Genomic DNA, 14,379 nt, shown 5'->3' with positions numbered 1-14,379 from the left:
TCCGATTCCGGCCACCGCGCCGGACGATCGGAAACAAGTCCACATAGGACTGACAACGGCCGGGTGGTACCGGCCGGTCACCAGGACGCTGCTCAGGGCAGCGCGGGGGCACAGATCGCGCTCGCGTGCCGCCGGAGATCGACGTGCAGGCGAGCGAAGAAGAACCGCGCCGCGACATCCACACGACGATTCTTGCCCCGCCCCGAGTCGTGGTCAACCGCGCGAACGACCGTCCCACGGACTGGACGGCCTCCCCCGGCACCGGGTTCGCCCCGGCGTGGCACGACGTCCCCGCGCGGCGGCCTACGCTGGCCGGTGATGCGACGCAAGCTCCGGTCTCCCCTGCCGCAACGCGACGGCCTCGACGCCGCGCGGATGCGCCTGCCGGACACCGGCACGTGGCCGACGGTGCGGGACCACCTCGTCGACCGGCTGCCGGTGGCTCCCGGCGAAGTCGACCGGATGCTGCGGGAACGACGCGTCGCGGCGGTCGACGGCAGCTTCGTCGACGCGGACACGCCCTTCGCACCGGGCTCGTTCCTGTGGATCCAGCGCGCACTGCCGGTGGAGACGCCGGTGCCGTTCGAACTCGACGTCCTGCACCGCGACGAGCACCTGCTGGTCGTGGACAAACCGCACTTCCTGGCCACCACCCCGCGCGGCGGGCACGTCGCCGAGACGGCGCTGGTCCGGTTGCGCCGCGCGCTGGACCTGCCGGAGCTCAGCCCCGCGCACCGGCTGGACCGGATGACGGCGGGCCTCGTGCTGTTCACGGTGCACGAAGCGGCCCGCCGGGAGTACCAGCTGCTGTTCCAGAACCGCGCGGTGCGCAAGGAGTACGAGGCCATCGCCCATCGCGCACCGGATCTGGTCGTGCCGGACGTCGTGCGCAGCAGGATCGTCAAGGAGCGCGGCGTGCTCCAAGCCCAGGAGGTGCCGGGGCCGGTGAACGCGGAGACCCGCGTCGAACCCGTCGAACGCCGCGGCACCGCCGCCCGCTACCGGCTGCTGCCGACGACGGGGCGGACCCACCAGCTCCGCGTGCACCTGGCCTCGGTGGGCGCGCCGATCGTCGGCGACGACCTCTACCCGGTGGTGCGGGACCGCGCGCCGGACGACTTCGCGGATCCGTTGCGGTTGCTGGCGAAAGTCCTCCGCTTCACCGATCCGATCACCGGCGCCCCGCGGCACTTCGAGAGCCGCCGGGAGCTCGATTGGCCCGACGACGCACAGCCCCCGCGATAGCGCATTTGCGCCGATCGGGGTGAATTTGCAGCAACGTTGATCAACACCGGCACCCGGTCGGCTAGCGTCCCGGCCCGAACGATCGGCGGCCGCACGGCCGATCCAGCGCCGGGAGGACCAGGCCCATGAAGACCAGAGGCGCCCTGCTGCGAGAACAGGGACGACGCGCCGGGTACACCATCGACGACATCGAGATCGGCGAACCGCGCGCCGGGGAGGTCCGGGTCAAGCTCGCCGCGGCCGGGCTGTGCCACTCCGACTTCCACTACGACGCCGGGGACGGCTTCGTCGACGCGCCGCCGCTGCTCGGCGGGCACGAAGGCGCGGGCATCGTCGAGGAGGTCGGGCCCGGTGTGGCGGACCTCGCCGTCGGCGACCGGGTGATCACCACGTTCATCCCGTCCTGCGGGCACTGCCGGTGGTGCCGGGACGGCCGCGGCAACCTGTGCGACCGGGGCGCGGACCTGCTCACCGGGCGCGCGCTGGACGGATCGCGGCGGGTGCACTCGCACGGGGAACCCGTGACGCCGATGACGTTCCTCGGCACCTTCGCGCCCTACACCGTCTGCCCCGCCGACTCGCTGGTGAAGTTCGGCGACGACATCCCGATGCCCGTGGCCGCCATCGCCGGGTGCGCGGTGCCCACCGGGTGGGGAACCGCCGTCAACATCGCGCAGGTGCGGCAAGGAGATGTGACGGTGGTGATCGGCACCGGCGGAGTCGGGATGAACGCCGTGCAGGGCGCCCGCCTCGCCGGGGCCGCGGTGATCGTCGCCGTCGATCCGGTGCGGTGGAAGCGGGAGAAGGCCCGCGAGTTCGGCGCCACCCACACCGCCCCCGACCTCGCCGAAGCCCACGCCCTGGTCGCCGACCTCACCGCCGGCGTGATGGCCGACCGGGCGATCATCACCGTCGGCGTGGTCCCCGGCGACATGATCGAACCGGCGCTCGGGCTGATCAGCAAGGGCGGCGTGCTCGCGCTCGGCGGCGTCGGCGCGATGAGCACCCACCAGGTGTCGCTGAGCCTGTTCCCGTTCGTCATGTTCGAGAAGCAGCTGCGCGGCGGCGTCTACGGCGGCTGCAAGCCCCGCAACGACGTGCCGAAGCTGCTCGACCTCTACCGCGCGGGCCGTCTGAAGCTCGACGAGCTGATCACCCGCACCTACCGCCTGGAGGACATCAACCAGGGCTACCGCGACATGGAGGAGGGCGACACGATCCGCGGCGTGATCACCTTCGAATGACGGACGGCGTCCCCTAGGACGCCCATCCCGGTGAGCCCCGGCTGCGCTCCGCGAGCACCGCCAGGATTTCCCTGGCGGACGCCGATTTCTCGCGAACTCGCGCAGGGTCGGGTGAAGTTCCGAACGGCGCAAGGCTCCATCTCACCGAACGTGATCGGCCGCGCACGAACCCGGGTACGCCCGCGATCTCGCGCCACCGGCCCACGCACTACGGTCGGTGCACTGTCGGCCGCATTCCGCGTCGATCGCGGCGAGTGCACAGCGGCCGAGAGCGATTTCGTACGATTGCGCGAGTCGTGACTGGACGAGCGACGAAGGAGACATCCGCTGCGGGAGGCGTCCGGATGAACTGGAAATCGCAAGGGGCAATCGCCGGTGGCGCAGTGGTGCTGGTCGCCGTCCTCGCTTACCTGACCGCCCCCTTCGGTTCGAGCTCAGGCGTGTCGATCGACACACCCGACGACGATTACCGATTCTCCAGGGACTTCCTGGTCAGGCTGGCCGGCGAGGTACCCGACTCGGATCGGATCTGGATCGTCGCCGAGGACGAGAAGGGAACCTGGCGGCCGCTCGCGGAGGCGACCCCGAGCCCGAAGGGCGGACGGAGCGCCACGGTGCGCGCGGGCAAGGTGACCTCCCCGGTCCGGCTCTGCGCGGTCCGCACGGACACCGCGGCCGCCGACATGTTCCACGGTTCCACGGTGGACAACAAGCCCACCCCCGGGGCGCCCGAGCTACCGCCCGGATCCGAGGAACTCGACTGCACGGATGTGGAACCCGCCCGCTGAGCGGCTGAGCCTTCAGGCGTCCTTTCAGGATGACCTGCATAGCCGGTCGCTCAGCGGAACCTCAGCGGCTTCCTCGCCGACAAGACACCGATCGAAAGATCACTCCGCAACGGCCCCCTACGTACCCCGCGGCGCGAATCCCACTGCCAGCCGGCGAAGGGCGACGTCGAGGGTGGCGCAGAGGTCGGAACCCGGCCGTTCGAGCCAGTGGTCGTAGGCGGCCAGTGCCGCCCCCAGCGCCGCGTGGGCGATGGTCTGCGGTTCCAGCGCGCTCGGTGACGTGTCGAGGCGATCGGCGGCGAAATCGGCGACCACCGCTCGCCATTCGGCGTAGCGCAGCGTGGAATGCGCCTGCAGCGCCGGAACGCGCAAGATCAGTTCGAGGCGGCGGCGGTGCCGGTCGGTCTCGGCGGGCTCGACGCGGTTGAACTCGACGACGACCGCGCGGATCGACTCCATCAGCGGCTCGTCGGCGGGCCGGGCGCGGAACCGCTCCCGCATCCCGTCCAGCTGCTCGGTGAACGCGCCCCACACGACGTCGTTCTTCGACTCGAAGTAGCGGAAGAAGGTGCGCCGCCCGATCCCGGCGGTGCGGGCGATGCGCTCGACGGTCGTGTGCTCGAAGCCGTCGGAGTCGAACAGGGCGAACGCGACGCGCTCCAGCTCGACGGGGCTGGTGGTGCGGCGCCGCCCAGGTCCCGTGCCTGCGCCGGTCGGGTGAACGGATGCTGGCCCGGCCATCGATCCCTTCCATTGTGACACTCGGTGTCGTTATTGTGTGCCCGCCATCACAATTCAGCAGGTGATCGGGAGGAAGCATCCCATGAGCGATTCCCAGCACGGCGCACCCGCCGACACCGCACCCGTGGACGGCGTCGAAGACGACCTGCTCGTCGAGGAAGTGTCGATCGATGGCATGTGCGGCGTCTACTGAGCCCGGCGCGGCGGCCGGCTTCGACCCCGGCCGCCCGCACCGCCTGAGCCCCACCGTCTCGCTGCGCCCGGAGCGGTTCGGCGCGCTCGTCTACGACTTCACCACCCGACGGTTGTCGTTCCTCAAGACGCCGGAACTCGTCGCCCTCGTCCGCGAACTGGAGAACCAGCCGGACGTGCACGCCGCCCTCGCCGAGACCGGCGTGCCCGCCGAACAGCACCCGCGCTACCTCCAGGCCCTCGCCGGGCTGTGCGACGCGGGCACCATCCGGCCCCGCGGCTGAACGGCCGACCTCCACGCAAGGAGACGCCCATGCGGCTCATCGAGCACTTCCAGCACGGCCTGGACTCCCCGATCTGCCTCACCTGGGAACTGACCTACGCCTGCAACCTGTCCTGCGTGCACTGCCTGTCCGCCTCCGGGCGCCGCGATCCGCGCGAGCTGTCCACCGCCGAGTGCAAGGCGGTCATCGACGAGTTCCAGCGCATGCAGGTGTTCTACGTGAACATCGGCGGCGGTGAACCGACCGTGCGCTCCGATTTCTGGGAGCTCGTGGAGTACGCCGTCGACCACCAGGTGGGCGTCAAGTTCTCCACCAACGGCGTGCGGCTGACCCCGGAGCGGGCGCGCTGGCTCGCGGGCACCGACTACGTCGACGTGCAGCTGTCCCTGGACGGGGCGACCGCCGAGGTCAACGACCGGGTGCGGGGCGCGGGCTCCTACGACACGGCGTTGACCGCGATGGCGAACCTGCGCGACGCCGGGTTCCGCGACTTCAAGATCAGTGTCGTGCTGACCAGGGAGAACGTCGGGCAGCTGGACCGGTTCAAGGAGATCGCCGACGAGTACGGCGCGCAGCTGCGCATCACCCGCCTGCGGCCCTCCGGTCGCGGCGCCGACGTGTGGGACGAGCTGCACCCGACCGCCGAGCAGCAGCGGGAGATCTACGACTGGCTCGTCGCGCACGGCGAGGGAGTGCTCACCGGCGACTCGTTCTTCCACCTCAACGCGCTGGGCTCCACCCCGCTGCCGGGGCTGAACCTCTGCGGCGCGGGGCGCGTCGTGTGCCTCATCGACCCCGTCGGCGACGTGTACGCGTGCCCGTTCGCGATCCACGACGAGTTCCTCGCGGGGAACGTGCGCGATGACGGCGGATTCGGCTCCGTGTGGCGGGAATCGGAGTTGTTCGCGCGGCTGCGGGAACCGCAGACCGGCGGCGCCTGCACCTCGTGCTCGGCCTACGACGCCTGCCAAGGCGGGTGCATGGCCGCGAAGTTCTTCACCGGGCTGCCGCTGGACGGGCCGGACCCGGAATGCGTGCTCGGCAACGGGGAACGCGCGCTCGCCGGGGTCGCAACGAGCATCCCCAAGCCGGACAAGGACCATTCGCACCGCGGCAGGCGGAAGAAGCAGCCGGTGACCGTCGGCATCGGCTGGGGTCCGCCGGAGCCCGAGGCGATCCCGGACCGGGCGTGCGACACCAGCCCGCTCGCCGGATTCCGGCCGTAGATGGGCGAGCCCAGGGTCGCCGTCGTCACCGGAGCCGCGCGCGGCATCGGGGCCGCCGTGGTGCGCCGGCTCGCCGGGAGCGGCTGGCGGGTGGTGGCGGTCGACCGGTGCGCCGACGACCCCCGCGTCGACTATCCGCTGGGGACGGTCGAGCAGCTTTCCGCGCTCGCCGCGGAATTCCCCGGTTCCGTCGTCGACGTCGCCGCCGACGTGCAGGACCTCGACGCGGTGCGCGACGTCGTCGCACTGGCGGAGCAACGGTTCGGCGGACTGGACGCGGCGGTCGGCGCGGCGGCGCTGATGGCGGGCGGGACACCGTTCTGGGAAGCCGAGGACCGCGAGTGGGACGCGCTGTTCTCCGTCGGCGTGGACGGCGTCGCCCACCTCGCCAAGGCCGCGGTGCCCGCGCTGCTGCGGCGGCCCGCACCGCGCTCCGGCCGGTTCGTGGCGCTGGCCTCCGCCGCCGCGCACACCGGGCTGTGGCGGCTGACCTCCTACAACGCCGCGAAGCACGCCGTGGTCGGGCTGATCCGCGGCCTGGCGACCGACCTGCGCGGCACCGGGATCTGCGCCACCGCCGTGTCTCCGGGCTCCACGCGCACCGACATGCTCGACGCCACCGGCGCGCTCTACGAACTGTCCGATGTGGACGAATTCGCGCGGCACCAGCTGACGGAGCGCCTGCTGGAACCGGACGAGGTCGCGGCCGTGGTGGCGTTCCTGTGCTCTCCGGAGTCATCGGCGATCACCGGAACCGTGGTGCACGCCGACGGCGGTTTCACCGCATGACCGCCCCGGTGCCCGCGGGTACCCGGCTGGTAGCGGACTCCTCGCTGCGGCGGACCGGCGACGGCAGGGTGCTGCTCGGCGGGTCTCCCGTGCGGTTGCTGCGCGTCGGGGAGACCGCGGCCCGGCTGATCGACCGGTGGCTCGACGGGGAACCCGTGCGTTCCGGTGGGGCCCTGGCGCGGCGGCTGATCGAGGCCGGGCTGGCGCACCCGGAGCCACCGCCCGGCACGCTCGGGCCCGCCGACGTGACCGCTGTGATCCCGGTGAAGGACGACCCGGCCGGGCTCGCCGCGCTGCTGGCCGCGACCGAGGAGCTGCCGAGCCGAATCGTCGTCGACGACGGTTCCACACCCCCCGTCCCCGAAGCCGCCCTGCGGCACCGAGCTCCGCGGGGTCCGGCCGCCGCCCGCAACGCCGGGTGGCGGCGGGCCACCACGGAGCTCGTCGCGTTCCTCGACGCCGACGCGCTACCGGAACCAGGGTGGCTCGACCCGCTGCTGCGCCACTTCGCCGACCCGGCCGTGCGGGCGGTCGCGCCCCGCGTCCGCGGCGCCAGGACCGGCGGCCGGATCGCGGCCTACGAAGCGGACCGCTGCGGCCTCGACCTGGGGACGACGGCAGCGGCCGTGCGGCCCATGAGCCGGGTGAGCTACGTGCCCAGCGCCGCCCTCGTGGTGCGCCGAGACAGCCTCGACGACGTGGGCGGGTTCGACGAGGCGCTGCGGTTCGGCGAGGACGTCGACCTGGTGTGGCGCCTGCTCGCGGACGGCGGATCCGTGCGGTACGCGCCGGAGTCGGTGGTGCGGCACCGGGCGCGGCCCCGGCTGCGGGCGTGGCTGCGCCAGCGCTTCGACTACGGCGGCTCCGCGGCACCGCTGTCCCGCCGCCATCCCGGCTCGCTCAGCTGCGCCCGGCTCTCGGCGTGGAGCGCCGCGTCGTGGACGGCCCTCGCCGCCGGGCGCCCGGTGCTGTCCGCCGCGTTGGCGGTGGCCGGGGCGAGCGCGCTGCCGCGCAAGCTGCGGGCGCACGGAGTGCCGGACTGGGAGTCGTGGCGGCTGGCCGCGCTCGCGCACCTCGGCGCGGGCCGGTTGCTGGCCGAGGCGGTGCGCCGCGACTGGTGGCCGCTGCTGGCGCTGCCCGCCCTGGTGAACAGGCGGGCCCGGCTCGTCCTGCTCGCGGCCCTGCTGCCGTGCCTGCTGGACGCGCTGCGCGGTCCCCGACCGACGCCGTCCTGGCTCGCACTGCGAGTGCTCGACGACCTCGCCTACGGGGCCGGGGTCTGGGCGGGCTGCGCACGGCACCGCACCCCGGCGGCCCTGCTGCCGCGACTCACCGGAGGATCAGCGCGATGAGCGAGCACCTGGGGGCGATGCGCTGGCCGGAACTCGCCGCGCACGCCCCGACGCTGGCGATCCCGCTGGGCGCCACCGAACAGCACGGCCCGCACCTGCCGCTGCGCACCGACACCGCCATCGCCGAGGAGCTGTGCGCCCGCCTCGCCCGTCGAGTCGCGGACGTCGTCGTGGCACCCGCCGTGCCCTACGGCGCCAGCGGGGAGCACGCGGAGTTCCCGGGCACCCTGTCGATCGGCCACGAGGCGCTGCGGCTGCTGCTGGTGGAGCTGGTGCGCTCCGCCGACCACTTCGCGGGCGTGGTCCTGGTCAACGGCCACGGCGGCAACCTGCCCACCGCGCACCGGGCCGCCGCGCTGCTGCGCTCCGAGGGCAGGCGGGTGCTCGTGTGGTCACCGGACGCCCCGGCTGACGACAGCCACGCCGGGCGCACCGAGACCTCCGCGATGCTGCACCTGCACCCGGGCGAGGTCGCCGCGGACGTCGCCGCGGCCGGGAACACCGCGCCGCTGCCCGAGCTGATGGACCGCCTCCGCTCCGGGGGCGTGCGCCCGGTCAGCCCCAACGGCGTCCTGGGCGACCCGACGACGGCCGACGCGACGGCCGGTGACGCGATCCTGCACCGCTGGGCCGATTCCCTCACCCGCGCGGTAGCGGAGTGGCGCGGCGAGACCCCAAACCTCACCGGGTGACCTCCACCTACCAGGAGCCCCCTGGCAACGGCCCGAACCCCCGAGTCGATCGACCAGTCCCCGAGATCTCGGTGCCGTCCCCACACCACCTGATGCGAACCTCGTTCATGCCCCGCAATTTCGCGAGAAATTGAAGCGTCCCCGCGTGTCGGACACCCCGCTCCGACAACCTTCTGCACTGATCAGGAGCGTGCGAGGGCGGGGTTCACCTCGTTCGAGTGGTTGGATTTCTCGCGAAATCGCGGCAGAACGGCCCCGTGCCGGAAAGGCGGTCGGGGCCGTTCGCCGGAGGCGGTTGCGAGGTCACCGTTGGGTCGGGACCGCCTGTCCGCCGGGGTTCGCCGGAGGTCCGCCGCGGACGAAGCGGTGGCGCGCGTCGGCGATGGTGCGGGACTCGGTCCACATGGTGTGCAGGAACGCCGGCCGGACTTTCCGGGCGCGGACGGACGCGCGAACTGACATTCGGTGACCCCCAAGGAATTCGGATTGGCACGACCCCGCGCCCGTCCGGACCCCAGGCGAGCGCCCCACCCGGGTGCCCCACCGCCGTCCGGCGCAAACCGGCGCCGCGCAGGTCATCCGGCGGCTCGCCGCGCCAGGTCTTCGATCTCGTCGTGGCAGCGCCCGATCCAGTGCTCGTGCTCCGGTTTCAGCAGCACGCTGCGCAAGATCCGGGCGCCCGGCGCGTCCTCCCGGACCGGGTGCCCGCGCGCCCGCAGCTCCGCCGCGGAGACTTCGAGCGCGGCCAGGTAGGCGCCGCCGCCCCGCATCCCCTCGTGCAGCATCCACGTCGTCCGCTGATCCACGGTGGACATGTCGGGGGCTTCGGGCAGGACCGCGACGATGTCCAGCTCCGGGCGCTGGTAGGCCGACAGCACCGGCGACTCGGCCAGCAGCTCGGTCCAGCGCAGGGCGGCCCGCCGACCTGCCCGCAGCACCCGCCCGAGCCCGTCCGGAGTCGGCGGTAGCAGCCGGAACGTCAGCCACAGCGCCGCCGCCGGAGCTCCGGAACGGGAGCACTCCAGCGAGATCTCCCCCAGGTGCGGCTCCGCCGACGTGTAATACGTGGCCGGTGAATCGTGCCGGTAGAACCGCGCCACCGACCGGTCCGCGAACAGCACCGCCCCGCACCCGTAGGGCTGCAGGCCGTGCTTGTGCGGGTCGACGACCACCGAGTCGCACTCGGCTAGCGCCCGGAACGGCGCGGACGCGACCCCGTCCGGCGCGTCGTCGGCGATCAGGGCGAAGAATCCGCCGCAGGCCGCGTCGACGTGGATCCGGAACCCGTGGCGCCGCCGCAGTTCCAGCACCTCGTCGATCTGGTCCACCGCACCCAGCGAGGTCGTTCCGGCCGTGAGCACCACCGTGCCGATGTCCTCCCGCCCCAGCAGCACCTCCAGCTCCGCCAGGTCCATCCGCCCCAGCCGGTCCACCGGGACCGGCACCGACCGCACGCCGAGCAGGTGGCAGTTGCGGGCGTGCGAGTAATGCGCGTGCGCGCTGTGCGCGATCGCCGAACCGGGACGCGTTTCCCGTGCCACGAAAAGACCTTCGAGGTTCGCGACGGTCCCGCTGGTGGTGAGGTGGCCGAGCGCGTCCGGCATCCCCAGCATCGCCGCCAGCCGCGCCACCGCCTCCCGCTCCAGCGCGGTCGTGGACGGTCCGCCGTCGAGCGCGTGGTTGTTCGGGTTCAGCAGCATCGTCGCCAGGTAGCCCGCCACCGCCGCCGGGTGCGGCGGCTTGATCAGCTGCCCCAGGTAGCGGGGGTGGTGGAACGGGTAGGTGTCGCGCAACCGGCCGAGCAGCTCCTCGAAGGCCACCGCGAAATCGGCGTCGGAGACCACCGCGTCCGGATGCGGTTCGACCTCGCCGAAACCGCGCTGCCACCCCGAGATCTCGTCGACCGCCCGCCCTGCCCACGCTCGCAGATCCATGCCCGCCCCCTCTCCGCCACCATGGTCCGCGTTCGGCCGCGTTCGGCACGGCGACGCGGATTTCCGGAGATCAGCGGCAAATCAGGGCCGATAGTCCTCTGGGCACGCTCCGCTGCTTGGGGTCTACTCGTTGGCAGGTCGGGTCGTTCGCCGAATGGGGGGCACCTACCTTCTGGAAGAGAACTGGAGAAGCGCGGCAGTCCGGAAAGGACACCGGGCACCCACGGGCCGGTGCGGAACGCGCCGGTTTCGCCGACATGGGGCGAGTGAACCAACTCGTTCGGCGGACGTGATGCATCCGGGGTCGCGACCCGGAATCGAGTTTTCCCGGCACCTGCCGGGGGAACATCACAGGAGAACGCTCTTCTCTGGGGAAATCGGCAATGCGGAAAGGTGCATGGCGATGAGCAGCATCAAGAGCGTGTTCGTGTACGTGAACAACCGTCGTCGCAAGCACGGCTGGGGCTGGGGCTGGGGCCACGGCTGGGGCTGGGGCCACGGCTGGGGCTGGGGTCACGGCTGGGGCTGGGGCCACCACCACTGGGGCCACAAGAAGTAGCGGCACGGCTCATTTCCGGATGACGCCCGCACCTTCCGGGGTGCGGGCGTCACTCCCGTCGGCAACAGGGGGTACGACGTGCGGGGACCGATACGGTGGTTGTTCGATCCACCGGCCGCCGAGGAGGCGGGGTTGGTGGAGACCGCGCCATCGATCGGGGTCCGGGAGATCTTCCGGCGGTTCTGGCCCGATGCGCGGCCGTTCCGCTGGTACATGGCGCTGAGCCTCGCGCTGGTGCTGGTGTCGCCGCTGCTGGACGCGGCGGCGATCTGGATGTTCAAGGTCCTCATCGACCAGGTCCTCACGCCGCGGGACTTCTCGCTGTTCCCGTGGGTGGCCCTTGCTTACGCCGTCATCACGATCGTCAACGGGGCCGTCGGTTTCGGCGAGAGCTACGTGACGGTGTGGATCGGTGAGCACTTCCTGAACCGATTGCGAATCCGGGTGTTCACCCACCTGCACACGTTGTCGGTGGACTTCTTCGACCGGCGCAGGCTCGGCGACACGCTGAGCAGGCTCACCACCGACGTGGCCTCGATCGAGGCCCTGGTGCTGTCGGGCATCACCCAGACCGTGGCCTCGCTGATCAAGATCGTGCTGTTCGCCGGCGTGCTGTTCTACCTCGACTGGCGGCTGGCCGTCGTGGCGCTGCTGGTGGTGCCGCTGTTCCTGTTCGTCGCGCGGTTCTTCGCGCAGCGCATCAAATCCGCGTCCCGCGAGGTCGCCGGGCGCACCGGTTCCATCAGCACGGTGGCGGAGGAGAGCCTCGGCAACGCACCGCTGATCCAGGCCTACGGGCGCGAGTCCGCGGAGGTGGGCCGGTTCTCCCGGCAGAGCCGGTCGAGCCTGTCGGCGGAGCTGTCCGCGGCCCGCATCGGCGGCCTGTTCGAGCCGCTGGTGGACCTGCTGGAGGTCATGGCCATCATGGCCATCGTCGGCGTCGGCATCTGGGAGTTGTCGGCGGGCCGGATCACGCTCGGCGGGCTGCTGGCGTTCCTCGTGTACCTCTCGCAGCTCTACCAGCCGGTGAGCAACCTCGGGCAGCTCTCGAACGTGGTGTTCGGCGCGGCGGCCAGCGCGGAACGCATCCTGGAGCTGTTCAACCAGCGCCCGCACGTCCCGGCTCCGCGCGAGCCGAAGCCGCTCACGCGGGTGGACGGCGCGATCCGGCTCGACCAGGTCGGTTTCCACTACCCCGACACCGTCGACGAGGTCCTCACCGACGTGAACCTCACCGCGGCCCCCGGGGAACGCGTCGCCATCGTCGGCGCCAGCGGCGCGGGGAAGTCGACGTTGACGAAGCTGCTGCTGCGGTTCTACGACCCGGACCGGGGCAGCATCACGCTCGACGGCGCGGACCTGCGCGAGCTGGACCCGAAGGAGCTCCGCTCCAAGATCGCCATCGTGCTGCAGGAGACGCTGCTGCTCGACGGCACCATCGAGGAGAACATCCTCGCGGGCAAGCCCGATGCGGACCGCGCCGAACTCGTCGATGCCGCCGTCGCCGCCGACGCCCACGACTTCATCGACGCGCTGCCCGAGGGCTACTCGACCCGCGTCGGGCAGCGCGGCCGGTTGCTCTCCGGCGGGCAGCGCCAGCGCATCGCCATCGCCCGCGCGATGATCCGCGACGCGCCGATCCTGCTGCTCGACGAGCCGACCGCGAGCCTGGACGCCGAGGCCGGGCAGCGGATCCTCGGCCCGCTCAACCGGTTGATGGCGGGGCGCACGACCATCGTCATCTCGCACAACCTGCTGACGGTGACCGACGCCGACAAGATCCTCTACCTGGACCACGGCCGGGTCACCGGCATCGGCACGCATTCGGAGCTGTTGGAGGGCAACAACGGCTACGCGCACCTGTACCACCTGCACCACCCGTCGACGGAGCTCGTCGACGGCGCCCCGGCGCAGCGCAACGGTGAAGCGCGGGAGCGCACGTGATCACCGTCGTCGAACAACAACCGGGCGGCCCGCGCCGTCCCCGTCCAGGAGGTGCCCATGAAGATCACGTGTGTCGGCGCAGGACCGGCCGGGCTGTACTTCGCGATCTCCGCGAAGCTGCGCGACGCCGGACACGACATCACCGTCATCGAACGTGATCCGCCCGGAGCCACCTACGGGTGGGGCGTCGTCTACTGGGACAACCTGCTGGACCCCCTCTACGCCAACGACGCCGAGAGCGCGCAGCAGATCCGTTCGGCCTCCACGCTGTGGCAGGAGCAGCAGATCGTGCTGGGCGGCAGCGATGTCGGTTTCCTCGGCGGCTACGGCTTCAGCGTGAACCGGTCCACGCTGCTGGACGTGCTCGCCGAACGCGCCACAGACCTGGGCGTGAACATCCGCTACGAGCACGGCGTGGACGACCTCTCCGAGCTCGCCGACAGCGACCTGATCATCGGCTCGGACGGGGCGAACAGCAAGGTTCGCTCGCTGCACGAGGCGGAGTTCGGCACCCGCGTGGAGACCGGCAACAATCCGTACATCTGGCTGGGCACGGACATGGTGTTCGACCGGTTCACGTTCGCCTTCGAGCAGACCTCGGCGGGCTGGATCTGGTTCCACGCCTACCCGTCCAGCGCCGGCATCAGCACCTGCATCGTGGAGTGCACCGAGCAGACCTGGAAGGCGCTGGGCTTCGACTCCCGCGACAACGAGGACACGGTGCGGCTGCTGGAGAAGATCTTCGCCGCCCCGCTGGACGGGCATTCGCTGATCAGCCAGTCCCGCGGGCAACCCGCGCGCTGGCAGCGGTTCACCCAGGTGCTCAACCGGACCTGGTTGCACGACAACGTGATGCTGCTCGGCGACGCCGCGCACACCACGCACTTCACCATCGGCTCCGGCACCCGGCTGGCGATCATGGACGCGGTGATCCTGGCGCAGAAGCTGCACGACCACGAGCACCTGGACACCGCGCTGCGCGACTTCGACCAGCAGGGCCGAGCCGCGCTGCGACCGCTGCAAGCGGCCGGGCGCACCAGCATGGCGTGGTTCGAACGCGCGGACCGCTACCTTGACCGCAACGCCGCCGACGTGGCCTACGCGATGGCCGCCCGGCACGGCTACCAGCCGCCGTGGCAGTACCGGGTGCACCAGGCGTCGCAGGTCTCCGCCGTCCGCAAAGGCCTGCGCTGGTACGACAACGGCCAGCGCTGGTACCTGGCGTGCCGCCGAGGCGAAGCCCTCGGCAGCCGCGCGGACAAGGCCACGACCCGCTGAGCGGTTGAAGTGAACGGACCGTTCGCCCAATCCCCTTGGACGAACGGTCCGTTCACTCCGGCTCCGGCACCGTCAGCCGCCGAAGTGATCAGCCAGATCCGAAGAGCGACG

14 protein-coding genes are annotated in these 14,379 nt (G+C 71.7%); 12 read left to right on the top strand and 2 right to left on the bottom strand.

What is annotated here, in order from left to right; translation table 11 throughout:
- The first annotated feature begins 318 nt into the window (after positions 1-318).
- The 3 genes from ACWD38_RS17705 to ACWD38_RS17695 all read left to right on the top strand — a co-directional run bounded on the left by ACWD38_RS17705 (position 319) and on the right by ACWD38_RS17695 (position 3,277).
- Positions 319-1,245 carry a pseudouridine synthase gene (locus ACWD38_RS17705; protein ID WP_450124464.1) on the top strand — a complete coding sequence of 309 codons (927 nt, stop codon included), beginning with the start codon at positions 319-321 and terminating at the stop codon, positions 1,243-1,245.
- A gap of 125 nt (positions 1,246-1,370) precedes the next feature.
- Complete coding sequence (locus ACWD38_RS17700; protein WP_450124463.1) at positions 1,371-2,489, top strand: NDMA-dependent alcohol dehydrogenase; 1,119 nt, start codon at positions 1,371-1,373, stop codon at positions 2,487-2,489.
- Positions 2,490-2,833: 344 nt separating this feature from the next.
- On the top strand, positions 2,834-3,277 hold the full coding sequence (locus ACWD38_RS17695; RefSeq protein ID WP_184478534.1) for a hypothetical protein: 444 nt from the start codon (positions 2,834-2,836) through the stop codon (positions 3,275-3,277).
- A 117-nt stretch (positions 3,278-3,394) separates the two neighbouring features.
- Here the strand turns inward: ACWD38_RS17695 and mftR are convergent, their stop codons facing one another.
- On the bottom strand, positions 3,395-4,018 hold the full coding sequence (gene mftR / locus ACWD38_RS17690) for a mycofactocin system transcriptional regulator (RefSeq protein WP_184478532.1): 624 nt from the start codon (positions 4,016-4,018) through the stop codon (positions 3,395-3,397).
- 82 nt (positions 4,019-4,100) lie between these two features.
- On the opposite strand from mftR, the gene mftA reads away from it, so the two are divergent.
- Genes mftA through mftE form a run of 6 tightly spaced genes read left to right on the top strand, consistent with a single transcriptional unit; the run spans position 4,101 to position 8,553 of the window.
- Positions 4,101-4,211 (top strand): mycofactocin precursor MftA, encoded by a 111-nt coding sequence (gene mftA / locus ACWD38_RS17685; protein ID WP_184478530.1) that lies wholly within the window; start codon positions 4,101-4,103, stop codon positions 4,209-4,211.
- On the top strand, positions 4,189-4,494 hold the full coding sequence (gene mftB, locus ACWD38_RS17680) for a mycofactocin biosynthesis chaperone MftB (protein WP_184478528.1): 306 nt from the start codon (positions 4,189-4,191) through the stop codon (positions 4,492-4,494). Before mftA ends, mftB begins: the two co-directional genes overlap by 23 nt.
- Before the next feature lie 29 nt (positions 4,495-4,523).
- Positions 4,524-5,720: a mycofactocin radical SAM maturase gene (mftC, locus tag ACWD38_RS17675; protein WP_184478526.1), complete on the top strand. Its 1,197-nt coding sequence runs from the start codon at positions 4,524-4,526 to the stop codon at positions 5,718-5,720.
- The gene (locus ACWD38_RS17670; RefSeq protein ID WP_184478524.1) at positions 5,721-6,509 is read left to right on the top strand and encodes a mycofactocin-coupled SDR family oxidoreductase; all 789 of its coding nucleotides are present in this window, start codon (positions 5,721-5,723) and stop codon (positions 6,507-6,509) included.
- Positions 6,506-7,861 carry a mycofactocin biosynthesis glycosyltransferase MftF gene (gene mftF / locus ACWD38_RS17665; protein WP_450124462.1) on the top strand — a complete coding sequence of 452 codons (1,356 nt, stop codon included), beginning with the start codon at positions 6,506-6,508 and terminating at the stop codon, positions 7,859-7,861. The genes ACWD38_RS17670 and mftF overlap by 4 nt, the downstream gene beginning before the upstream one ends.
- Positions 7,858-8,553 carry a mycofactocin biosynthesis peptidyl-dipeptidase MftE gene (mftE, locus tag ACWD38_RS17660; protein ID WP_184478522.1) on the top strand — a complete coding sequence of 232 codons (696 nt, stop codon included), beginning with the start codon at positions 7,858-7,860 and terminating at the stop codon, positions 8,551-8,553. Before mftF ends, mftE begins: the two co-directional genes overlap by 4 nt.
- A gap of 575 nt (positions 8,554-9,128) precedes the next feature.
- Here the strand turns inward: mftE and ACWD38_RS17655 are convergent.
- Positions 9,129-10,487 carry a pyridoxal phosphate-dependent decarboxylase family protein gene (locus ACWD38_RS17655; RefSeq protein ID WP_184478520.1) on the bottom strand — a complete coding sequence of 453 codons (1,359 nt, stop codon included), beginning with the start codon at positions 10,485-10,487 and terminating at the stop codon, positions 9,129-9,131.
- A gap of 403 nt (positions 10,488-10,890) precedes the next feature.
- Here ACWD38_RS17655 and ACWD38_RS17650 point away from each other — a divergent pair, with 403 nt between their 5' ends.
- The 3 genes from ACWD38_RS17650 to ACWD38_RS17640 all read left to right on the top strand — a co-directional run bounded on the left by ACWD38_RS17650 (position 10,891) and on the right by ACWD38_RS17640 (position 14,268).
- Positions 10,891-11,046: a hypothetical protein gene (locus ACWD38_RS17650; protein WP_184478518.1), complete on the top strand. Its 156-nt coding sequence runs from the start codon at positions 10,891-10,893 to the stop codon at positions 11,044-11,046.
- A 135-nt stretch (positions 11,047-11,181) separates the two neighbouring features.
- Entirely contained in the window at positions 11,182-12,990 is a 1,809-nt protein-coding gene (locus ACWD38_RS17645; RefSeq protein WP_343071312.1) for an ABC transporter ATP-binding protein, read from the top strand.
- A 57-nt stretch (positions 12,991-13,047) separates the two neighbouring features.
- Entirely contained in the window at positions 13,048-14,268 is a 1,221-nt protein-coding gene (locus ACWD38_RS17640; protein WP_184478514.1) for an FAD-dependent monooxygenase, read from the top strand.
- Positions 14,269-14,379 lie beyond the last annotated feature (111 nt).

This window comes from Saccharopolyspora sp. NPDC002578, assembly GCF_053592695.1.
This window is presented reverse-complemented; position numbering and strand designations above follow the sequence as displayed.